This window comes from Granulicella pectinivorans (assembly GCF_900114625.1).
GTDB lineage: Bacteria > Acidobacteriota > Terriglobia > Terriglobales > Acidobacteriaceae > Edaphobacter > Edaphobacter pectinivorans.
In genome coordinates this window covers 3,254,880-3,277,469 of the sequence record NZ_FOZL01000001.1, presented here as the reverse complement: position 1 = coordinate 3,277,469, position 22,590 = coordinate 3,254,880, and the positions used below count along the sequence as shown (strand labels likewise).

Sequence of the window (22,590 nt, the reverse complement as noted above, 5' to 3'; positions counted from 1 at the left end):
GTCCCGTTCTGTGCGTAAGGGGATAGTTATTTCCCGATGCGATTGATATCCGCGGGCTCATAGACCGCCGTCGGCATCCCTGGTTGAACGGCAGCGAGCATCGCCCGCCCCAGCGTGCGGGTATCGGTAACCGCCCTGGGGAAGAGCTTCTTCAGCAACGGATAGAGCGGCGCAGCGACCATGTAGATCGCGTTGTACCAACCCACCTTCGACTTCACGCCACCGATGGGCTGAATGTATCCGGGGCGGAAGAGCGCGACGCCCGCGAAGCCGATCTTCGTCAACGCATTCTCGGTGGCGCCCTTGACGCGAGCCCACATGGTATTGCCCTTCTCAGTCGAGTCCGTTCCCACGCCGGAGACATAGAGGAAGTGCATCGCGGGATTCAGCCCGTAAAGCTCGCGAGCGACGGCAAGGGTCATCTCGTAGGTGTCGCGGCGGTATACCGCCTCTGTCATGCCCACGGATGAGACGCCGGCGCAGAAGAGACAGGCATCGGGCTTACCGATCTGATCGAGCACACGCACCAGCTTGAAGAGATTGAGGCATACGACCTCTTTCACCCTGGGGTGATCGATGCCGAGAGGCTTGCGAACGAGCGCGACCACCTCAGTCACAGCGGGGTCGGCGATGCAGGCTGCCAACGCTGCCTGCCCAACCATACCCGAGGCTCCAGTAAGCAGAATCTTCATACTGCGATCTTACGTGGGTGTAGCGCTCTGTTCACCAGGACTTTTCAATGTTCGGCTAGAGCTTGAGAAAGATATGTTTGCGATAGAGGATCCAGTTCGGGATAAAGCAGACCGCTACGAACACGATGGCAAAGGCGAGTGAGGTGTTGTCGGTGGAGCCGGTGCTGGCGAAGAGGTGGTGATAGATCCAACCTGAGACGGAGGTGAGTTTGTCGCCATCTTGAACCTTGAAGTAGGCCAGGGTTTTGACGATGATCGCTGACATCGCGTAGGCCGTGATGGCGTTCGATCCGAAGATCAAGGCGGGTTTCGTGAGCCAGTGGCCTATGCGGGTTTCGTGAAGGCGCTGCACGTCGATGAGCCAGAAGAAGACTCCGAGCCCGAACAGGGCCCAACCCGCAGCCATCAGTACGTAGGAGCTGGTCCAGAGATTCTTGTTGATCGGGAACCATGGATTCCAGGCGAGGCCGGCGGCGAAGCTTATGAACCCGCCAAGGATGAGTCCGTTGCGCGCCTTGCCGGGAGCGGCAAAGTGCTGCTTGAGCCAGAGGCCAGCCATCGCCCCGATCAACACCGTCGCGACCGCGGGAAGGGTGGAGAGCAGGCCTTCGGGGTCACGAGTGTGCTCATACAGGACGCCGGTATGGATGGTTCGCTGGCAGAGATCGTTGACCGCCCTGTCGAGCCAGGCTGCGAGGTTGTTGTTCATGTCGAGGAACGGGACATCGCGCATCGGACGGCCGATCCCGGGGATGGGAACGAAGCGCATCAGCGCCCAGTAGCCTGCGAGGATGGCCGCGCTGAGCGCGGCGAGGACGCGCATGTTCCGCGTCGCGAGGAGGATGAGCCCGCCGATCAGATAGCAGAGCGCAATGCGCGTGAGCACGCCATAGATGCGCAGGTGGGTCATGTGGAAGTAGGGCACGATGGTCAGGGCCATCTTGAGCGCGAAGATCTTCAACGCGCGCAGGAAGATGTGTCCGGCGAGCGTCTTGCGGCAGTTCCCTTTCGCGATGCGCGCATCGAGAGAGAAGACGGTGGATGCGCCCACCAGGAAGAGGAACGTCGGGAAGACGAGATCGGTCAGCGTCCACCCGTTCCACACAGCGTGGTCGAGTTGCGCGTACACATGCAACCAGTCGCCGGGGTCGTTGACGAGGATCATGAACGCGATGGTGACACCGCGCAGGACATCGATGGATAGGACACGTTTCATTCAGGCGCTCGGGAACACTGGAGTGGCTGCGGTGTCTAAGAGTATACGGACGCATTCTCGCTCGATGCGCACCGGAACCGGCTGATCGCTCAACCGGAACTGCGTGTTACGAGGAGATTGCCATGTTTGAAGATAGCCTTTTGGAGTCGCAGGGCCGACTTGTGTCCAAGAGCCGGCGGTGGATCACGGCAGGTTCTATCGGGCTTCAGTGCCTGATCGCGGCGGCAATCGTGATCGTCCCTATGGTGAAGCCGGAGGCGCTTCCGTTCACGACGGTCGCGCCGGCGGTGTTTGTGCCACTGAAAAAGCCTCCTGTTGTGGTGAAGGTTGCGGAGACGCACGCTGCGGCTTCTGCTGCTGCCGCGCCGATGCGGGAGATACTGCGTCCGCCCATCCTCCCTCGAGCCATGCCCAACCCCGGCCTCACCTATGGGCCGCCGCCACCGGATGGTCCTGTGATGATGACGTCCATGGTTGGTCCGGTAGGCGGAAGTCCGCTTGGCGTTCCGGGGGGAACCGGACCCAACGTTGTCGTCGCCAAGCCCGAACATACGGGTCCGGTCAAGGTGTCGTCCGGAGTCTCTTCGGGCATGCTGATCAGCCAGATTCAGCCGGTGTATCCGCGTATCGCGATTGCCAGCCGCACTGAGGGCGTCGTGGTGATCGAAGCCATCATCTCGAAGAGCGGCACCATCGAGAGCGCCCATGTCATCAGCGGTCCAGCCATGCTGGCCGGTGCGGCCATCGACGCGGTCCGCTCCTTCCGGTACAGACCATACAGGTTGAATGGAGAGGTGACGGAGGTGCAAACCACGGTGACGGTAAACTTCAAGCTGGGGAGCTAGTCCGGTGCCCCGCGTCTAGGTCGTCGGGACGACGTGGGGCATATCGGATTCCGTCTCGGGTGCATCATGCTGCGGCTCCGCGTAGTCATGCAGCGGGTAGCCAGCCTCTTTCCAGCCGTCGAACCCACCCCGCAGAGGACGCACGCGGCTGATGCCCAGTTTGTGCAGTTGCAGCGCCACCTTGCCGCTCGTCTCTTCCGACGGGCAGGTGCAATAGAGCACAACATCGCGGTCCCGGGGGATGGTGTCCGCATGGGCCTCAAGGTCGGAGGGGAGAATGCGCACCGCGCCGGGGAGAACGCGGGGATCGGGCAGATAGTCCAGAGGGTGACGTAGGTCGACGACAAACGGGAGCGGATGACCCGAGGCCTCGGCTTCCCGGTAAAGATTCATCAGTTCAGCGGGTTCAAGGCGCAGCGAACGGACGCCGGCGAGGAAGCGTCGCTGCTTCAGGACGCGGTACCCAAAGAAGCCGATGACCATGAGGAAAAAGGCGACCACGGCGAAGTGCCCGAGCATGCCGAGAAACATCTGGCTGCGTTTGGCGATGTCGCCGAAGAAGCGACCGGCGAGCAGGAAGGTGAGTGCCCAGATGGCGGATCCGCCCAGGTCGTAGGCCAGAAACTTCTGGAAGGGCATCCCGGTCTGCCCGGCGATGGGAGCCGCCACGGTCGAAAGACCGGGGACGAACTTCGAAAACAGCAGTGTTACCGGGCCACGACGCGTGAAGTAATTCTCCGTCTTGGAGACGCAGGTGGACGCTTCAAAGGAAAAACGACACAGGAGACGCAGCACTGCACCGCCGTACCGCAGGCCAAGGAAGTACCAAAGCGAATCAGAGATGGCACAGGAAAACAGCACAATCAGCAGCGAAACCCCTAATTGGAGATGCTGCGTGGCCGTTAGGGTTCCTACCGTCAGCAGGACGGGGATAGACGGAATGGGTATGCCAAGCTGCTCGATCAGAACCCACGTGAAGAGGATTAGATACGCATGCAGGATCACGAATTCGAGAGCGAATGGCATAGGGTTACTTCAGTGTAGATGCCCGGACGGTGGGTTTTGGTTCGGTTTTTCCAAAAAGGAACGGCCCGGACCGAAGCCCGGACCGTTCCTTGGGGTGACGGGAACGTTACTTCGTGTGGACGAGTGGCGCGTCGACCAGGTGCTGGCCGATAAACCAGCTCTGCAACTCGTTTGGGCGCAATACATCGGAGACGACCAAGTCGTTGGTGCCCTGATCGCCGGCGTCGTCGGCAGCTTCCGAGATCTTGGCGCACTCCTGCATCACGATCTTATGCGCCTGCAGCAGGCGCGAGATCATCACCGGAACCTCCTCGCGTCCGACGGGAGGAGCGGGAATCTTCGTCAGCTTCGAGACGTCGCCGCCCATGGCAATCGTCACACCGCCCAGCAACTGGATTCGCTCGGCGATCGTGTCCACCACCTCGAGCTGTTCGCCAAAGTGCTTATCGAACAGCAGGTGAAGCTGATAGAAAGTCGGCCCCGAAACCTGCCAGTGGCTTTTCTTATAGAGATCGCGCAGGACGATGGAGTCGGCCAGCAACTGGTTCAAATGCCCGACCATTTTGGCCCGCACCTTGGCATCGAGATAGTGCGGCATGTCCTCGATGACGGAGCCGTACGCCTGTGCTTCCTTGGCCTTGGCGTGCCAGTTCGGGGTGGGGTTTTCCTGCGACGTCTGCTTTTTCTGCTTTGCTGCCATGATTCACCTCTGGGGAGTTGGATGCGGATTCACGGAAGGAAGCTTCGCGCAGAGTGGGGCGCTACGCGAACAAAAGAGCCCCGGATCGCATGTTCCGATCCGGGGCTTCTCTAACGAGCAAGGTTACTTGACTTCGACGTCCGGTGTGACCGAGAAACCGGGACGCAGAGCAAAGTCCTTGTTTTCCTTGTCCAGATTGGTGAAGTTGATGCGAACCGGGATGCGCTGCACCACCTTGACGTAGTTGCCCGTCGCATTCTCAGGCGGGAAGAGCGACAGGCGAGAGCCCGTGGCACCGCCAACCTGTGCGACCGTACCGGTGAAGTGACGTCCGCCGAGAGCATCGACCTTGATATCGACCTTCTGCCCCGGACGGATCTTGTCGAGCTGCGTCTCCTTGAAGTTCGCCGTGACCCAGAGATCGGTGACCGGGATGATGGTGAGGAGATCCTGCCCGATGGCAAGGTTCGCGCCAACCTGCACGTTCTTCTTGTTCACGATGCCGGCCGTCGGAGCGGTGATCTTGGTGTAGCTCAGGTTCAGCTCGGCCTGCTGGACCTTCGCCTCAGCCTGCTTCACATCGGCGAGCGCGGCCTGTGCCCTGGCCTGCTGCGCCTTCACCTGCTGCGGGCCGTTCTTCGCGGACTCGTTGGCCTGCGAACGGGACTGCGCAAGCTTCTGCTGGGCTTGACGGGTCTGGTCCTGCTGCGCGATCAGGGCAGCCTGCGCTTCGAGGACCGCTGCTCTGGTCGCGGCGGCCGTGGCCAGAGCAGCGTCGTACTGCTGCTTGGAGATCACGTCCTTCTGCACGAGAGGGGTGTAACGGTCGACGTCGAGGGCAGCCTTGGCGGCGTTCGCCTTGGCCTGCTCGATGCGCTGCTGCGCCGCGGCGGCCTGGTTCTGGGACTGCGCAATCTGTGCTTCCACGGAACGGACATCCGAGGACGACGTGCTGACCTGCGTGCTGGTGGTCGTCGCGGTGATCGGCACATTGACCTGAGCCTGGATCGCGGCAGCCTGCGCGCTGGCGAGGTTCGCCTTCGCCTGGTTCAGCGCGACTTCATAGTCGGTGGGATCGACCTCGGCCAGCAACTGCCCGGCCTGCACGGTCTGGTTGTCTTCGACGTACACCTTGGTGACCTGGCCGGTCACGCGCGAGCTCACCTGATAAAGGTCGCCGTCGACCTGCGCATCGTCGGTATCTTCGGTAAAGGTCGAGCGCCAGTAGTAGAAGCCGGCTCCGAGGATCAGGAGAAGAATGACGCCGAAGATGATGGCCTTCTTCGCCGGGTTCGACTTCTCTGGCTCGGACGCGGGTGCGGTCTGGTCGCCGCTCTGGTTGTTCTTGACTTCTTCTTGTGTAGCCACGGTTACTTTCCTCCGAGATAGTTCTTATAGCTGGTCTGGGCTACGCCGAGAGCGCGGGCGAGCGAGAGCTTGGCGACGTTGTGTTGATACAGGGCGCTGATGTACTGGTCGTTCGCCTGTTCGGTCTGGGACTGGGCCTGCGAGACGGGCAACGAATCCGCCACGCCCGCATGGAAGCGCTGCTGTGCCTCCGAGAGAGCCTCGGCTGCGAGTTCCACATTCGAATGAGCCGCTTCGACCAGCTTGGCTGCGGACTGGACGTCGAGGATTGAGTTGCGGATATCGGCGTTTACCTGCTGCACCTGATCCGAAAGCTTGGCCTGCGCGTCGTCGTACTTGGCTGCGGCCACCTCCTCCGCACCACGCGTTTTGGCGATCTGCAGGATCGGAGCCTCCACCTTGCCGGTGGCCGAGTAGGTCGAGTGCGAATGACCCACCGTCGTGCCAAGGTCGCCGAAGTCGCCGGAGAACGATGCGACCGGATACTGTGTGGCCCGGGCAGACGCTTTTCCGTCCTTCGCGGCCTTCAACTGCTCTTCGGCCGCGGCCAGATCCTTGCGGGTCTTTACGGCCTGGGCGAAGGCTGCATCGGGATCGAGGTTGTCGAGGGCCTGGTAGGGTGCCGTATCGGTGAGGCTAAACGGCTGATCGAGCGGAAGACCGATCGTACGGGCGAGCGCCAGCTTGTCCTTCGCCAGTTGGTTGGTGGTCGAGATCAGCGACTGCTGTTCGTTCTGGTAGTCCACCTGGGCGCGCAGTACGTCGAGCTTGGGGCTCGTACCGGCGTCGTGCGCGGCCGTGGCCTGATCGAGCGAGACCTTGGACGTCGCCATCTCGGCCTTCACCGCGTCGATGCGAGCCTGATCCGCGATGCAGAGGAGATACGCGTTGCCGACCGTGAGCACGACCATGTCCCGAGCGTCCTCCGCGGTCAGCTTGGAGGCCGCAAAGTTGTGCTTGGACTGCATATAGTCGCGCAGCGCCTGAACATTCACAAGGTTCTGCGTGAGATAAGCGCGGAAATCTTCCGTCTGAAAGGGTCCGATGATGGGGGCAAGCCCAGGAAACTTCAGACCGAAGGCCGCCAGTGAAATCTGCTGCACCTCGATGGCCGCGGCGCCGGATACCGTGGGCAAGAGAGCCTGCAACTGTTCAAGACGCTGTCCATTGGCGTTCTTGATGGCAGACGACTGGAGGATGATGCCCAGGTTCTGCTTCAGGCCGCGCTGGATGGCGTCGTCCAGAGTGATGTCGATGTTTGCGCCGGTCGACTTGCCGGCGACGATGGATCCCTTGTAGGAGTCCTGCGTCGCGCCGGGGGATCCGGCTACGGACTGAACCTGCGCCTCGGCAGCCTGAACTGCGGACTGCGCGACGGCGGCTGGAGCCATCGACAAGGCAAACGCGGCGATGGCGATGGGCAATCGACCAGGAGTGACAGATTTGCTTTGATTCATTGTCTCTATGGTACCTGTACCTCTGCGGGCTATCGGCCTTGCGAATTCGGAACCCTCTGGGGCTTTACGGCGTGCAGTTGATGGAGTCAATTGGGTCTTCCTATACCGTTTCATCATCCAGATGCTTAAACCGGGTCGAGTTGTTCAAAAAAAGTGCAAAAAAACGTTGCTGAGGCGCGTCCCCGCCCTCAGCGGATACACTCGTGAGCAGCAGACCGCATGAATCGATCTAGTTCGTGATATCTGGAGGATGGATGTTTGTTGGCGTGGACGTAGGAACAGGCGGAACAAGAGCGATCGTGATCGATCGCGCGGGACGCGTGGTGGCGTCGGAGGCGGCTGAACATGCGCCGATCCACTCCGAACACATCGGCTGGGCCGAGCAGGACCCCGAAAACTGGTGGCAGGCCGCTTCAACCGCCATCGCCGGAGCCGTCAAGGCAGCGGGCGTGACGATCGAGGCCATCGGCCTTACCGGGCAGATGCATGGATGCGTCATGCTCGATGCGTCCGGCAACGTGTTGCGTCCGGCGCTCATCTGGGCGGACCAGCGCACCCAGCCGGAGTGCGACTGGTTGACCGAAACCATCGGGCGCGAGCGGCTGATCGAACTCACCTGCAACCCTGCGCTCCCCAACTTTACCCTGACCAAACTGCTCTGGGTCAAGACGCACCAGCCCGATATCTTTGCGAAGATTGCCCAAGTCCTCTGCCCCAAGGACTACGTCCGCTATCGTCTCACGGGTGAGTTCGCCATGGACATGCAGGAGGCGAGCGGTACCCTGCTGCTGGACGTCGCCAACCGCCGCTGGTCGGAGGAGGTCGCCGGCATCGCGGGGATTCCCCTGTCGTGGCTGCCGAATCTCTATGAGGGATCGGAGATCTGTGCCTACATCTCGGAGACAGGGGCTGCGGCGACCGGACTTCCCGTTGGTCTGCCCGTCGCGGCGGGAGCCGGCGATCAGGGTGCCGGGGCCGTTGGAATGGGCATCCTTGCGTCGGGGTCCGTTTCAGCGACCATCGGCACGAGCGGTGTGGTCTTCGCCGCTACCGACAAGCCGACGATGGACCGTCTTGGACGCCTGCACACCTTCTGCCACGCCGCGCCGGATACCTGGCACGTCATGGGCGTCACGAACGGCGCGGGCCTCTCGCTGCGCTACTTCCGCGACACCTTCGCACCCATCAACAGCTATGACGAGCTGGCGATCCTGGCCGCCGACGCTCCTGCCGGGAGCGCGGGTCTGCTCTGGGCACCGTATCTGTTCGGCGAGCGGACACCTCATCTCGATGCTGAGGCCCGCGCTGCGTTTGTTGGGATTACGGCTTCGCATACCCGCGCCCACTTCATCCGTTCGGTCATGGAGGGGGTCGCGTACAGCCTGAAGGACACGTTCACTTTGTTTGAAGAGCTTGGCATCCCCGTGCAATCGATCCGCCTGGGCGGCGGCGGAGCCCGTGGACCACTGTGGCGGCAGATCCAGGCCGACGTCTACGGCCAGCCCGTCGAGCGCCTCGAAGCCGAGGAGGGTGGTGCCTTCGGTGCCGCTCTGCTGGCCGGAACCGGGGTTGGAGCGTGGCCCAGCGTTGCTGCAGCCTGCGAAGCCACTGTGCGAGCCGCCGAGGTCATCGAGCCGAAGGACAAGGACGCGATGGCAAAGGGTTACACCATGTACCGCCGGGTGTATCCGGCGCTCAGAGAGATTGGGAGAGCGTAATGGCTGATATCGATGTCGTCGTGGTTGGATTTGGTTTGGCGGGCAAGGTCTTTCACTGCCCGTTTGTCAGTGCTGTTCCCGGTCTGCGTCTTGCCGGAATCGTCCAGCGTAAGGGTGATGAGGCCGCTGCAGCCTACCCGGATGCGAAGATCCTGCGGTCATTCGATGAGGCGCTCGCCTCGGATGCGAAGCTGATCGTCGTCGGAACACCCAACGCGACTCACTTCGCGCTGGCGAAACAGGCGCTCACCGCCGGGAAGCACGTCGTGATCGACAAGCCGTTTGCCGGGACCAGCGAAGAGGCGCGCGAGCTGATCGATTTGGCCGCGGCCAAAGGCGTCCTCGTCGCTCCGTTCCACAACCGCCGCTGGGACGGAGACTTTCTGACGCTCAAGAAGGTTCTCGACTCCGGTGAGATCGGCCGCCTCGTCACCCTCGAGTCGCACTTCGACCGCTTCCGTCCCCTGCCGCGCGAGGGTACCTGGAAGGAAGACTCGGCGCCGATGAATGGCCTGCTCTTCGACCTCGGCCCCCATCTCGTCGACCAGGGGCTGGCACTGTTCGGCAAGCCGAAGGCAGTGACCGCCAGCGTGCGTTCCGACCGTGACACCACCGCGATTGAAGATGCCTTCGACATTACGCTGCACTTCGACAAGCTGCTGATGCATTGCCGGTCCAGCATGGTCGCCGCCGATCCGGCTCCGCGCTATCTGGCGCATGGGACCAGGGGCAGCTTCCGGAAGATGGGCGTCGACCCCCAGGAGCCGGCACTGATCGGGGGAGCGAAGGTTCCACGCATCGGCACCCCAGGCGTGTGGCTACAGGAAGAGGAGTCGGCGTGGGGCACGCTGACGATCGCCCCCAATCCAGCCGATCCAGGCAATCTCCTCAAGCGCACCGTCAAGACGGAGCTCGGCGATTACCGTGGCTTCTACGCCAGCGTTCGGGACGCGATCCAAGGGGTCGCTCCGCTCGCGGTCAGCTCCGAGGACGGCTTCCGGGTGATCCGCCTCCTCGAACTGGCCCGAATCAGTTCGTCCGAAGGTCGCACGGTTCCCGTCGACTTCTAGAACGCTCGACTACTTCTAGAACGCTCGACTACGCCTCGGCCGACACACTGGCCGGGGCTCGCCGCTTCAGATAGCGATCCAGAAGACTGACGCTGTGCAGCAAAAGCACCGCATCGAGCGGCGAGCGAAACCGCGGATCCGAGTTCGTGATCAGGAACGGCACCACATACAGAGTCTCGACCAGGATCAAAAGCCAGTCGACAGGCAACAGCGCCCGGCGCCCCGTAAGCAGAAGCATGGCCAGAAAGATCGGCACGGGAAGTGCAAGGACAGCCTTCGCCATACCGCCGCCCGAATGAAGCGGCTGTACCTTGGTGTCCGGCCGCAGCAGGGTAAAGAGCTTGACTCCAAGCAGCTTGATCTCCGTCCCCGGGTTGTGGACGATGAAGTGCTCTGCCTGCTGCATGTAGAACGGCTCAAGGCTGTGCGCGTACATGTCGTCCGAGCTCAGTCCGGAATAAGTTGGTGTGATCGCCGGACGAATCGATGGCTCGCCATTTTCATACTGGATCATCTCTTCGATCGTGTAGGGATTGTGTCCGGCATAAAGGTTGTAGGGCCCATTGCGCGGGATAAAGACCGAGCCATGACTCGCAATCCCGACCATCGCAAATCCGGAAAATGCGACGACTAGGAATACTGCTGCACCGGTCGCCACGATCGACTTTGCAGCCGATCGGCCAATGACAAAAAAGAGTACGACAGCAACTGGCAGAAGGATAATGAGATTGGCCCGGCTGGCCATGGCAAAGCCGAAGGCAGCTCCCGATGCGATGGTTAGACCCCACCCCGCAAATCCCCTGCGGTTCGCGATCTTCAGGAAGCAGAGGACAAGCAAAAGCATCACAAAGGTGCTCAACGCAAAGTCCCACACCTTCGTGACGGCCAGGAGAAGGTCCGGCGACAGGGCAATGGGCAGCGATCCCAATGCGCTGCGGAGGGGAGAGACACGCAGTTCACGCAGGATCAGGTAGGCCATCAGGACCATAGCCAGATGGAGCAGAATTTGTGCCGCGAGGATACCGTGATTGTGCCCGAGGCGATATGCAGAGCCGGCAAACAAGGGGTAGGCAAGCGGGGTGAAGGTATCGGCGATCCTCCCGGTCCTGATCCACTCCTCGATATCCAACTGGTAGCCGGGCATGGCGCTGACCGGCACACGCGCAGCCACGCCGACGCACAACACCGTAGTGGCCACCAGGAGAGCGGCTAAGGGCTTGAAAGATCGCATACGGCCACCGTCGCACAGTCAGGATTGATCGTCAACTAGCTCTTCTGCCCATACGTCGCATTCGCGCCATGCTTGCGGAAGTAGTGCCGATCAAGCAGCGACTGCGAGACACCGGCGAGCGAGTTGAGCTGCACGGTGCGAATCGCCATGCGTGCCACCGCCTCCAACACGACGGCGTTGTGCGCCGCGTCATCCGGCGTCTTGCCCCAGACAAACGGAGCATGCCCCGCCACCAGGCAGGCAGGAACCGCCATCGGGTCGATCCCGGCGAAGCGCTTCACAATCGCCACGCCGGTCTCGTGAACGTAGCGGCCGCCAATGGCTTCGTCGGTCAGCGGCTCGGTGCATGGAATTGGACCGTAGAAGTAGTCCGCGTGCGTGGTGCCCAGCGCCGGAATATCGAGGCCTGCCTGGGCCCAACTTGTGGCGTACTCCGAGTGCGTGTGAACCACGGCGCCGATGGCAGGAAACTCGCGATACAGCAGCGTATGCGTGTCGAGATCGCTCGAAGGGTTGAGGTTGCCCTCGACGATCTTCCCGTTGAGATCGGTGACCACCATGTGCTCCGGACGCAGGTCGTCGTAATCGACGCCGGAGGGCTTGATGACTACCAACCCCTGTTCCCTGTCCACGCCGGAGGCATTCCCGAACGTATACAGAACCAGGCCGCGGCGGACCAGTTCCAGGTTGGCTTCAAGGACTTCGGCGCGGAGCTTCTCAAGCAGCATGTCTTCTCTCCAGAAAAGGCTTTCTCAAACAGGATACTTGGCCTCTGCGATAAAGTGTGAAGATGGCGTATAGCGGGCAGGATGGGCAGAGCGGTTTGCCACAGGGATTTCTCTGGGGCGCAGTCAAGGCTGGGATTAAGGCAAGCGGAAATCCCGATGTAGCAGTAGCGGTGGCACCGCGCGGAGCCTCCGCGGCGGCCATGTATACGAAGAATCGCGTGGTTGCGGCACCGGTTACCGTAGGGCGCAGGCACCTCGCCGCAACCGGAGGGCGGGTTTCGGCCGTGGTGGTCAACGCGGGCAATGCCAACTGCGCTACGGGCGAGGCAGGCATCCAGGGTTGCGTCGAGACGTGCGTTGCCGCCGCCGAGACCTTCGGTTGCATCTTCGATGAGGTCTTTCCGTCATCGACCGGCATCATCGGTGTTCCTTTTCCGGCAGGCAAGGTGGTAGCGGCCATGCCGGCGATCGCAGCCGTCCTCGGCGACGGAGCGGAGCAGGCGGAGGCATTCGCCACGGCCATCCTCACCACCGATACCAAGAAGAAGGTGGCGCGCGCCACCATTGATGTCGACGGCGTGGAAGTGCGCATCTTTGGCGTCTGCAAGGGTGCGGGCATGATTCATCCGCAGCTTGGGCCCCCGGTTCCCCCGCACGCCACGATGCTCGTCTATCTCTTCACCGACATTGCAGCGGATGCCGCGCAGCTTCGCGAGGTGATGCCGCGTGCCGTCGAGGACAGCTTCAACTCCATCTCGATCGACGGCGACACGTCGACCAACGATACGGTTCTCCTGCTCGCCAGCGGCGTGAGCGGCGTCAGGCTCGACGACCGAACCGCCGAGGCCTTCGAGAGCGCCCTGAAGCTGGTCTGCGGCTCACTGGCGCACCAGATCGTCGACGATGGCGAAGGCGTCGGCCATGTGGTCACCCTCGCGATCTCAGGCGCCGCCACCGAAGCGGATGCGAAGACCGTGGCGCGCTCGATCGCGCACTCTCCTCTCTGCAAGACCGCCTGGTCCAGCGCCGACCCGAACTGGGGACGCCTGATGGCCGCAACCGGTTACAGCGGCGTCTCCTTCGATCCGGCGAACGTCAGCATTCGGATTGGGGGGCTGCCTGTGTTTGAAGGCGGTATGCGCTCTCCGGCATTCGACGAGGCAGCGGCTCACGAGGCAATGACGGCCCGGGAGTACACCATCGAGATCGATCTCGGCGAGGGAGAGGCGAGTTGCCGCTTTCTGACCTGCGACCTCACCGAAGAGTATGTCAAGATCAACGCGGACTACTCCACCTAAGGGAGGGAACGATGGCCTTCTGGCGTGGCTTGGCAGTGCTTCTCATCATCGCATTCGGAACCGTCTACGTCATGGGACGACGGCTCCCCCGGGAGCACCACGCCGTCGCTCAGGGGATCGTTCAAGCCTCGCAGGACAGGGTATGGCAGTTGGTCGATGACACCTCGACGCAATCTCAGTGGCGGGCAACCCTGGATAAAGTCGTCCCTGTACAGGACACTGTCGATGGTCGCTGCTGGGTCGAGTTCCATAGTAAAACCGCCATCACGCTCTGCCAGGTGGAAGAGGCTCCAAAGAGCCGCCTTGTTGTGCGGAGCCTGGGCAACCCGTCCTTCGACGGAACGTGGACGTACACGTCCCGCCCCGCGGGTGAGAACGCCACCGAGGTAACCATGGTTGAAGACAGTTTGATCAAGAGTCCCTTCAACCGGTTTCTCGGCCACTACATTCTTGGCGAACACACGAACGTCAAGCAGTTCCTGGACGACCTCCAGGCCGAAGCGATCCGGAGGCGGTAGAGCGGTCAGGGCAACCGCGCTAGTCGAAGGGATGCTCCAGGCTGCTGCTGGTCGGCGTAAACATCACTCCGCCCTGCGCGGCCATGTGCCAATCGTCTTCCAGCCTGACCCCGAACTCGCCCGGTAGATAGATCCCGGGCTCGTCGGAGAAGCACATCCCCACTTCAAGCGGCTGGTTGTTTCCGCGGACCAGATACGGCCACTCATGGCCGTCCATGCCGATTCCATGGCCCAGCCGATGGGAAAACGTCTTGTAGTCCGGGCCGAATCCGGCATCCGTCACGATCTTCCGTGCGGCGTCATCGACCACATGGCAGGGTGCACCCACCTTTGCTGCCGACAGAGCCGCGGCCTGCGCCGCATGAACGACATCGAAAATCTTCTTCTGACGATCGCTGGCCTTGCCGTAGACGAAGGTGCGCGAGATATCCGAGACGTACCCTTCGAGCACGCAGCCATCGTCGATGAGTACGATCTGGTTCTCGCGAATGACCTGCGGCTTGATCGACCCATGCGGAAGCGCAGACCACTCGCCGGTCTGGCAGGAGATCGCACCGGAGACGCCACACTGAGCAAACCCCTTCGACACGAGCGCCGTGAACTCGGCCGTCGTCATCCCCGGATGGCCCGATTCGTAGGCTGCTTTATAGCAGGAGAGCGTGATGTTGTTGGCAAGCTGCATGATCGCCAGTTCGGCGGACGATTTGATGGCGCGGCAGCCGGCAGTGACCGGAATGCCAGACACAATCGTGCGGGATGGCGCTGCCTTGGCCAGGCGGTCCGCATAGACGAAGGGCACACGCTCATCGAGAGCGAGCGGGCCCGGGCCGGGAATGTGGGCGACGAGAAGCGCATACGGGTCTTCATCTTCGTTCCAGGTGTAGATGCGGGTGTGCGCGCCATCCGGCATCTGCGAGAGCTGCTCGGTCATTCGCGCCTCTTCAAACGCCGGGCAGACGATGTATGGTGCGCCCGAGGCGGGGAGGATCCATGCGAACATGCGCTCCGACACCCCGGAGCGGATGCCGGTGAAGTAGACGAGCGAGGTTCCGCCGGTGATCGCGATCGCTGCTATCTTCTGCTGCTTCATCAGCTCACGGGCCCGGTCTACGCGCCTTTGCCGCTCAGCGAGCGTGATGGGCACAGCTTCATGGCTGCGGTTGCTGAGCGCGGCGATGGGAGCGGGAAGCACCGGGGCGGACTGGGCAGCAAGAGGCAGAGCCGCAGTAGCGGCAGCGGACGAGAGCAGGAAAGAGCGTCGTGTGGGCATGGATGCGGTTAGTGTAGTACACGCCGCACGATGTGCCGAGATCCGGGAGTGCTAGAGTTTCGTTCTGCGTCGCCACACATGCCTGCGGGTTGCCCTTGAGCGGGCGAGATGGCGTTCGCTTATGCGGGAGGCCAAGACTCTTGGGCTAGGGTGGCGTAGGGTCGGTGACCGGTACAATCCGGGCGGTGCCGGCGAAGAGGCGGTACTTCGAATAGTGGTGGGTCTCGCTGTCGTCCTGCACGCCCTGCTTCCAACTGATGCTGACATCGGTGGGAAGCCAAAGCGAGAGAGCCCGCTCAGGGATCCTGACCTCGGAGTACTTGAGGATGGAGCGTATCTTCTCGATCTGGAGACCGGGGATCGGTGCCAAAAGGTCGGTTTGCATGCGGATGAGATGGAAGCTGGCCTGATCGATCCAGACGACACCCTGGATGAAGGTGTTGCAACGCGCGTTGACCGGTCCAACCACGGTACCGAGCCGCGCCTTGTCAGTCCGCTGAACGAAGGAGAGCACGAAGGTCTCGTGACCGGCGATCTTCTGCCGGCCGAGAGAGCGGAAGTGCGCTTCTTCGAGATTGGCCGGGGCGAAGAGGAGCCACAGTGCGCCGAATCCGACGTTCTGCGCATCGTCGGTGGCAGCGAGCGGGCGGTTCTTCGCGTCGGTACGAAGCTCTTCTACGTCCTGGGCGTCCATGTCCTGAGCGTCCAAGGGTTCATGCCGCCGGACGATGCGGTAGGTGTAGACGGTGGTCACTTCGTGCGACGAGGGCTCATTGCCCCCCTCATTCATATCGGCCCGACCAAGGCGTCCTCCCCGGCCTCCCCCTGAAGGGACCTGCACGGCCTTCGCTGCGGTCTCTGTCCGTACGTTGCGCCGGACCTCCTCGCGTGCAATGAGATTAGGAATCCTGGGGAGCATCGCCGCGATGGCCGCCGAGGTTTGCGCGATGATCGAGGCAGTTTGAGTGCTATCGGCGGGTTCAGGCCAGAGGCTGCGCAGCTCCGGGATGCTCTTGCGGAGATGATCGACGGCATCGTCAACGTACGACGGCTGGGCCTGCGGTGAGCTGCGGGGCAGAGCGACACAGACGGGGAGAGAAGGCTGAGGGCCTTCAGGCGGGGCCAGGAGCCCGGCACGTTGCGCGGTCCTCTTTCGTGCTTCGGCGACGCCAGGGAGCCCCGGGTGCAGGGCGAGCGCCCTCTCGTAGTCTTCGAGCGCACGGGCTAGGTCTCCGGAGCTGACGCGGGCGTTGGCTCGGTTGAAGAAAGCTTCCGCATCGGTGGGCCTGCGCTGGATGACCTGCGTGAAGTCCTCGATGGCGTGCTCGGAGTCACCCTGGAGGGCGTACACCGCGCCACGGCTGGCCAGGGTGCTGGCGGGATCGAAGCCGGGGGCGTGCGTGGTGTCGACGCGGAGTGCCTCGGTGAAGTCGGCGATCGCAAGATCATAGGCGTGGCGGTTTGCGTAGACAGTGCCCCGGTTGTTCAGGGCGACGGCATATCCGGGACGGAGGCGGATTGCCTGGAAGAGGTCGGCGAGCGCGAGATCGGACTCTCCTCGGGTAAAGTGCGCTACGCCCCGGCTGTTGAAGGCGACGGCGAGTTGCGCGGGCGGATCGATACGGGCATCGAGGATGGAGGTGCAGGCTTCGATGGCTGCGCGGACATCCGAATCGGTGCACTGCTCCCACTCCTGCAGGTGCCGCGTATCGTCGATCTGCGCGAGTGCAGGGCCACGCAGCACGAGGAAGACCGCGATGGCGGCCGCGCATAGACGACACCGAAAGGGCATGGCGGAACTATAACAAGCTTGTGCGTTTAGCGGGCAAGATGACGTTTTCGCGTAAGCCTTATATCGTTATAAGCGGTGACGTTGACCGGGGCAGGGTTGGCGCGATGTGTTCTCGAACAGAATTGGAGCCTCACACAGATATGGATAGCGCCGCGAAGCAGGATTTTGCCGCACAGGTTGCGGAGTGGATGGAAGCGTTTGACGATGTAGTCGCCGAAGGCCGGGAGCTTGGGACGGAGCTTCTGGAGGCTCTGAAGAAAAGGGCGCTTGAAAAGGGCGTAGCCACACCCGCAGGCGTTTCGACGCCGTACAAGAACACAATTCCGGTGGAAGACCAGGTTGCCTATCCGGGTGATCTCGCCATGGAAAAGAAGGTTGAGAGCCTGATTCGCTGGAACGCGATGTCGATGGTTCACCTGCAGAACAAGAAGGACGCGGGTATCGGCGGCCATATCTCGACGTACCAGTCGCAGGCCACGCTGCTGGAGGTGGGGTTCAACCACTTCTTCCATGCCTCCTACGGCGACCAGCCGGGCGACTTCATCTACTTCCAGGGGCACGCCTCGCCGGGTCTTTATGCGCGTGCGTTCCTCGAAGGGCGCCTCACCGAACAGCATCTGAAAAACTTCCGCCACGAACTGCGCGATACCCCTGGCCTTTCGAGCTATCCGCACCCGTGGCTGATGAAGGATTTCTGGAACTTCCCCACTGTTTCGATGGGCATCGGGCCCCTGAATGCGCTTTATCAGGCTCGGTTCATGAAGTACCTGGAGAACCGCGGCCTGATCGAGAAGACCGACCGCAAGGTCTGGGCGTTCCTGGGCGACGGCGAGACGGATGAGGTCGACACGCTGGGTGCAATCTCGCTGGGTACACGGGAGAAGCTCGACAACCTGATCTTCGTCGTGAACTGTAACCTGCAGAGGCTGGACGGACCAGTTCGCGGCAATAGCCGCATCATCGATGAACTGGAAGGGATGTTCCGCGGAGCAGGCTGGAACGTGATCAAGGTGATCTGGGGGTCGGACTGGGATGAGCTGTTCGCCAGGGACAAGTCCGGCCTGCTGCTGAAGCGCATGGAAGAGTGCGTGGATGGCGAGTACCAGGCGTTCAAGGCGAAGGACGGCGCGTATCTGCGCAAGGAGTTCTTCGGCAAGTATCCGGAGCTCATCGAGCTGGTGAAGGATAAGACGGATGCGGAGTTGCAGCTTCTGACGCGCGGCGGACATGATCCATTGAAGGTCTACAACGCCTACAAGCAGGCGACAGAGCATAAGGGCGGCCCGACCGTGGTGCTGGCCAAGACAGTGAAAGGCTACGGTATCGCGGCCGACCAGGCGAGAAACCCGACGCACTCTTCGAAGAAACTGACGGACGACGGTCTCGATGCGTTCCAGAAGTTCTTCAACATTCCCGTTCCCGAGCAGACGGTGAAGGATGCCAGCCCCTTCCGGCCGGCGGACGATACCCCCGAGATGCAGTACATGCATGCTCGCCGCAAGGAGATGGGCGGCTACCTGCCCTCTCGCACCGTGCCGAAGATCGAGTTCAAGGCACCCGAGCTGGACTTTTACAAGGACTGGCTGAGCGGATCGAAGGGTCGGGCCGTTTCGACGACGATGAGCTTTGTGAATTTGATGAACGGCCTGCTGAAGAATCCGGTCGTGGGCAAGCTCGTGGTTCCCATCATTCCGGACGAGGGCCGCACCTTCGGTTTTGAATCGGTGATGAAAGCAGTCTCGATCTACGCGCCGGAGGGGCAGAAGTATGTGCCGCACGACGCGGCGATGTTGCTCTCGTACAGCGAAAAGAAGACTGGGCAGATTTTGGAGGAAGGCATCACGGAAGCCGGGTCGATGGCCTCGTTTACCGCTGCGGGAACGGCGTATTCGAACTACGGCGTGCCGATGATTCCCTTCTACATGTACTACTCGATGTTCGGCTTCCAGCGCATTGGCGATATGGCCTGGGCGTTCGCGGACTCGCGGGGCAAGGGATTCATGATGGGTGGCACGGCTGGCCGTACGACGATGCTCGGCGAAGGGCTGCAACATCAGGACGGCCACAGCCATGTGCTTTCGGCGACGATTCCGACCTGCGTGTCGTACGATCCTGCCTACGCGTTTGAGCTTGCAGTCGTGGTGCAGGACGGCATCAAGCGCATGTACGAGAAGATGGAGGATGTCTTCTACTACGTGACCATGTACAACGAAGATTACCCCATGCCGGCGATGCCGGAGGGTGTTGCCGAGGGCATTCTCAAGGGTCTTTACAAGTTCCAGGCCGGCGAGGGCAAGGCCACGGTGCAGTTGTTTGGCTCCGGACCGATCCTGAACGAGGTGCTGAAGGCGCAGGCGATGCTGGCCGAGAAGTACAAGATCGTCGCCGATGTGTGGAGCGTTCCCAGCTACACCCAGGTACGTCGCGACGCGCTGGCGACCGAGCGCTGGAATCGTCTGCATCCGGCGGAGAAGGCGAAGAAGAACTATCTGGAGACAGTCCTCGAAGGTGCTGAAGGGCCGATCATTGCAGCCAGCGACTATATGAAGGTCATCCCGGATGCGCTGTCTCCCTGGCTTCCGGGCCGCCTGGTGACACTGGGCACGGATGGTTTCGGACGCAGCGACAACCGCGAGTACCTGCGAGCGCACTTCGAGGTGAATGCAGCGTCGATCGTGGGTGCCACGCTCTCGAAACTCGCTCGCGACGGGAAGTTCGACGCGAAGAAAGCCCAGAAGGCGCTCACGGACCTCGGGCTGAATGTGGATGCAAACGATCCGGCCAGGACTTAGGCAGGGCTTAGCAGGCAATTCTCAGGGGAGCGGATGTTCGTCCGCTTCCCTGTTTTGACTTTCGCAGGGTAGTGCGGGGTGGGGTGAGTATGGCGGATGTCAGGCCGGGGGAACATCCCCTGATGAGTCACAAATCGTTGCGCACGATGTTCACCTTCATGGTGAAGGCTCGTGTGTTGCTGGGGCGCATGAAAGCGGGGCGCGGGCAGAGGGCGGCGTTGGCGGACGTTGCCTGCTGGGCCAGCACCGTGGTAGGGCTCGAGGACGGCGACGTCGCTCTGGGATGCCGGGAAGACGGCGTTCTTGAAGGCATGCGAGGCGTTTCCGTCGTTGCGATCGCCGGAGGCGTCGAGAGGCTTTATGCCGGGATTGGCGCGGCACTTGGGCTGAAGAAGGGCCGCGTGGTCATGGTGTTTGTCGAACGCCATGAGGCTGGCGGCAGGGGCTGGGATGAGGCTCTCCGCGTTGCGGCCGAGTTGCCCATCATCATCGTGGTGCTGCCCCGCTGGAAGGGTGTGGAGACGGATGCCGACCTGTGCAAAGAGGCTCGTTTGGCGGGTGTTCCTGGGATTCCCGTCGATGGACAGGACGCCAAGGCGCTCTACCGTGTGGCGCAGGAGTCGCTGGGGCGTGCACGCGCCGATGGCGGATGCGCTCTGATCGAAACAGTCATGCTGCCGGATGCGAGCGACGCGATTGCGGGTCTGGCCGAGTACCTCCTGGCGCGCAAAGTGGCGAACAAGGCGTGGGTGGATGGGGTGGAGAAGAAGTTCGTTGCACTGTTGGGTCAACGGATCGGCTAACGAGTGCAAAGCACCTTGCAACGAGAGGTTACACTAGGTCTGGGCTCGCTAAGTCCTTCCAACGAGGTTTGAGTGCGCAAGGGATTTTTTCTAACATGGGCTGGGCTGGCCGTGTGCGGGTTTTACCCTGCGCTGGCGCAGACGACACCCGCGCAGGAGCCGGCAAAGACTCCGGCCCCGTCGGTTGCGGTGCCGTCGACGACACCTGCTTCGGATCTTCCTTCCCTGCCCGGCTACGAAATGCAAAAGGGGAAGCCAAACGACCCCATGCCGCAGGATCCTCCGGCCAAGACGGTTCCCCCACCTCAGCCGCCACCTAACCTCACGCCATCGGTCGAGCCAACGCCATTCAGTGCGTATGTACCCTACGGAGTTCCCGATGAGTATCTGCCCAAGGGCGATCCAGACCTGAGCGACACCAACGGATCCGCGTATATTCCGCTCGATAGCTGGGTGTATCCGGCGCTGGAGCGTTTGTACGGCATGGGGTTCATCGACACGATGTACCTGAGCCTGCGACCCTATACGCGCCGCAGCGTCATGCATATGCTCCGCTACTCGGGCGAGAGCATTATGCAGAGCGACAACGAGCAGGCGCAGGATATCCTCGCACAGTTGCTGGCTGAGCTGAGCGCGGAGAAACCGGCCAACCTCACGGATCGCGGCCTCGTCTTCGGCGTGCACCAGGTGTACGACAGGGCCATGTACATCAACGGCCAGACGCTGCGCGACAGCTACCACCTTGGTCAGACGATCTCCAACGACTACGGGCGCCCGTATGAACCAGGCTTCAACAACATCGCCGGAGCAAGCTACCTGGCGGAGCTGGGTCGTTTCTCGTTCTATGCCCGCGCGGAGTATCAGCATGCGCCCTCGTCGGCAAACGGCTATCAACAGCCGCTGGTCGATACGCTGAACTACATCGACCAGATGCCAACGCCCGTCCCGGGCCGGGCAAACGCGACTATTCCCGCCGGCACCATCGCGGCGGCCAATCCATTCCGCATCGTCGAGGCTGCCCTGTCGTTTCACCTGCTGTCTCATGAGTTCTCGATCGGCAAGTCGGACGCGTGGCTCGGGCCCGCCCACGGAGCCGCTTTCGCATGGACAAACAACGCGGAGAATATCTACTCCTTCCGCATCAATCGAGTCGAGCCACTGCGGATTCCCCTTCTCTCGCGTGTCCTCGGTCCAGTGCGGTACGACTTCTTTTACGGGAGTCTGAAGGGACACACCGCCCCGAATAGCCCATACGTCCACTCGGAGCAGTTCTCCTTCAGCCCAACGGTCAACTTCCAGTTTGGCTTTCAGAGAACCATCATCTTCGGCGGTGCGGGTCACTCCCCGGTAACCGTCTCAAAGTTCTTCAAGAGCTTCTTCGACTTCGCAGATACCACCGCCGAGGAGAAATACTCGCGCGACGACCCCGGAGCCCGGTTCACCACGTTCACCGCATCGTACCGTCTGCCGTTTGTGCGGAAGTATGCGACCTTCTACGTCGACTCGATGTCGCATGATGACGTAACGCCGATCAGCGCACCGCGCCGCGCCGACATTCGAACGGGACTCTACCTCTCGCAGATCCCCGGTCTTCGCAGGCTGGATATCCGGGCGGAAGGCGTGCTGACCGATCCTCGCGTCAGCCGCAGCCAGGGAGGACAGTTCGCCTACTTCGAGACAATCCAGAAGCAGGGCTACACGAACAAGGGATACATTATGGGCGACTGGATTGGGCGCGAGGCCAAAGGCGGTCAGGCATGGTTCACGTATCATCTCGCCCCGAACGAGTACGTCGAGCTGCAGTATCTAAGGAAGAAAAACGCGAAGGACTTTATCTACCAGGGAACGACCCAGGACCAGGTGAAGATCACTGCCGTAAAGCGCTTTGCCCGGAAGTACGAGCTGAATGCCTGGGTGCAGTACGAGAAGTGGGAGGCGCCAATCTACATGCCCGGCAAACAGAGCGATACAACGGCAGCGGTGCAATTCAGCTACTATCCGAGACTGCACACGAACGACCGCTAGATCACGAGAAACCAACGAAGAGGCCGCCCCGATCGGGGCGG

At 61.8% G+C, this 22,590-nt stretch carries 18 protein-coding genes; 8 read left to right on the top strand and 10 right to left on the bottom strand.

From position 1 onward, the window contains the following. Positions 1–26: 26 nt before the first annotated feature. Both BM400_RS12995 and BM400_RS12990 read right to left on the bottom strand, forming a co-directional pair. The gene (locus BM400_RS12995) at positions 27–692 is read right to left on the bottom strand and encodes an NAD-dependent epimerase/dehydratase family protein (RefSeq protein ID WP_089839553.1); all 666 of its coding nucleotides are present in this window, start codon (positions 690–692) and stop codon (positions 27–29) included. 55 nt (positions 693–747) lie between these two features. Beyond that, on the bottom strand, positions 748–1,908 hold the full coding sequence (locus BM400_RS12990; protein WP_089839552.1) for an acyltransferase family protein: 1,161 nt from the start codon (positions 1,906–1,908) through the stop codon (positions 748–750). Between the two features lie 122 nt (positions 1,909–2,030). On the opposite strand from BM400_RS12990, the gene BM400_RS12985 reads away from it, so the two are divergent. Beyond that, positions 2,031–2,753: an energy transducer TonB gene (locus tag BM400_RS12985; protein WP_089839551.1), complete on the top strand. Its 723-nt coding sequence runs from the start codon at positions 2,031–2,033 to the stop codon at positions 2,751–2,753. 15 nt (positions 2,754–2,768) lie between these two features. On the opposite strand, the gene BM400_RS12980 is transcribed toward BM400_RS12985, so the two are convergent. The 4 genes from BM400_RS12980 to BM400_RS12965 form a co-directional block, all read right to left on the bottom strand. Beyond that, positions 2,769–3,779, bottom strand: a complete 1,011-nt coding sequence (locus BM400_RS12980) for a VTT domain-containing protein (protein WP_089839550.1) — start codon at positions 3,777–3,779, stop codon at positions 2,769–2,771. 106 nt (positions 3,780–3,885) lie between these two features. Next, entirely contained in the window at positions 3,886–4,479 is a 594-nt protein-coding gene (locus BM400_RS12975) for a Dps family protein (protein WP_089839549.1), read from the bottom strand. A gap of 123 nt (positions 4,480–4,602) precedes the next feature. Further along, a complete protein-coding gene (locus BM400_RS12970) occupies positions 4,603–5,847 on the bottom strand; it encodes an HlyD family secretion protein (protein WP_089839548.1) in 1,245 nt (414 codons plus the stop codon). Between the two features lie 2 nt (positions 5,848–5,849). Beyond that, entirely contained in the window at positions 5,850–7,304 is a 1,455-nt protein-coding gene (locus BM400_RS12965; protein ID WP_089839547.1) for a TolC family protein, read from the bottom strand. Between the two features lie 254 nt (positions 7,305–7,558). Between BM400_RS12965 and xylB the strand changes: the two genes are divergently transcribed. Further along, positions 7,559–9,022 carry a xylulokinase gene (gene xylB, locus BM400_RS12960; protein WP_089839546.1) on the top strand — a complete coding sequence of 488 codons (1,464 nt, stop codon included), beginning with the start codon at positions 7,559–7,561 and terminating at the stop codon, positions 9,020–9,022. Continuing rightward, entirely contained in the window at positions 9,022–10,092 is a 1,071-nt protein-coding gene (locus BM400_RS12955) for a Gfo/Idh/MocA family protein (RefSeq protein ID WP_089839545.1), read from the top strand. Before xylB ends, BM400_RS12955 begins: the two co-directional genes overlap by 1 nt. 28 nt (positions 10,093–10,120) lie before the next feature. On the opposite strand, the gene BM400_RS12950 is transcribed toward BM400_RS12955, so the two are convergent. Both BM400_RS12950 and BM400_RS12945 read right to left on the bottom strand, forming a co-directional pair. Next, the gene (locus tag BM400_RS12950) at positions 10,121–11,323 is read right to left on the bottom strand and encodes a glycosyltransferase family protein (RefSeq protein ID WP_089839544.1); all 1,203 of its coding nucleotides are present in this window, start codon (positions 11,321–11,323) and stop codon (positions 10,121–10,123) included. 35 nt (positions 11,324–11,358) lie between these two features. After that, the gene (locus BM400_RS12945; protein ID WP_089839543.1) at positions 11,359–12,051 is read right to left on the bottom strand and encodes an L-ribulose-5-phosphate 4-epimerase; all 693 of its coding nucleotides are present in this window, start codon (positions 12,049–12,051) and stop codon (positions 11,359–11,361) included. 62 nt (positions 12,052–12,113) lie between these two features. On the opposite strand from BM400_RS12945, the gene argJ reads away from it, so the two are divergent. Both argJ and BM400_RS12935 read left to right on the top strand, forming a co-directional pair. Next, positions 12,114–13,349: a bifunctional glutamate N-acetyltransferase/amino-acid acetyltransferase ArgJ gene (gene argJ / locus BM400_RS12940; protein ID WP_089839542.1), complete on the top strand. Its 1,236-nt coding sequence runs from the start codon at positions 12,114–12,116 to the stop codon at positions 13,347–13,349. A gap of 11 nt (positions 13,350–13,360) precedes the next feature. Further along, positions 13,361–13,867, top strand: a complete 507-nt coding sequence (locus BM400_RS12935) for an SRPBCC family protein (RefSeq protein ID WP_089839541.1) — start codon at positions 13,361–13,363, stop codon at positions 13,865–13,867. A 19-nt stretch (positions 13,868–13,886) separates the two neighbouring features. On the opposite strand, the gene BM400_RS12930 is transcribed toward BM400_RS12935, so the two are convergent. Further along, positions 13,887–15,137, bottom strand: a complete 1,251-nt coding sequence (locus BM400_RS12930) for a M24 family metallopeptidase (protein WP_089839540.1) — start codon at positions 15,135–15,137, stop codon at positions 13,887–13,889. Positions 15,138–15,282: 145 nt separating this feature from the next. Continuing rightward, positions 15,283–16,929, bottom strand: a complete 1,647-nt coding sequence (locus tag BM400_RS12925; protein ID WP_089839539.1) for a tetratricopeptide repeat protein — start codon at positions 16,927–16,929, stop codon at positions 15,283–15,285. 140 nt (positions 16,930–17,069) lie between these two features. On the opposite strand from BM400_RS12925, the gene aceE reads away from it, so the two are divergent. From aceE to BM400_RS12910, 3 genes are all read left to right on the top strand, one after another. Beyond that, entirely contained in the window at positions 17,070–19,721 is a 2,652-nt protein-coding gene (gene aceE, locus BM400_RS12920) for a pyruvate dehydrogenase (acetyl-transferring), homodimeric type (RefSeq protein ID WP_089839538.1), read from the top strand. Between the two features lie 122 nt (positions 19,722–19,843). Further along, the gene (locus BM400_RS12915; protein WP_175529017.1) at positions 19,844–20,524 is read left to right on the top strand and encodes a thiamine pyrophosphate-dependent enzyme; all 681 of its coding nucleotides are present in this window, start codon (positions 19,844–19,846) and stop codon (positions 20,522–20,524) included. 72 nt (positions 20,525–20,596) lie between these two features. Continuing rightward, entirely contained in the window at positions 20,597–22,549 is a 1,953-nt protein-coding gene (locus BM400_RS12910; RefSeq protein ID WP_245781860.1) for a capsule assembly Wzi family protein, read from the top strand. Positions 22,550–22,590 lie beyond the last annotated feature (41 nt).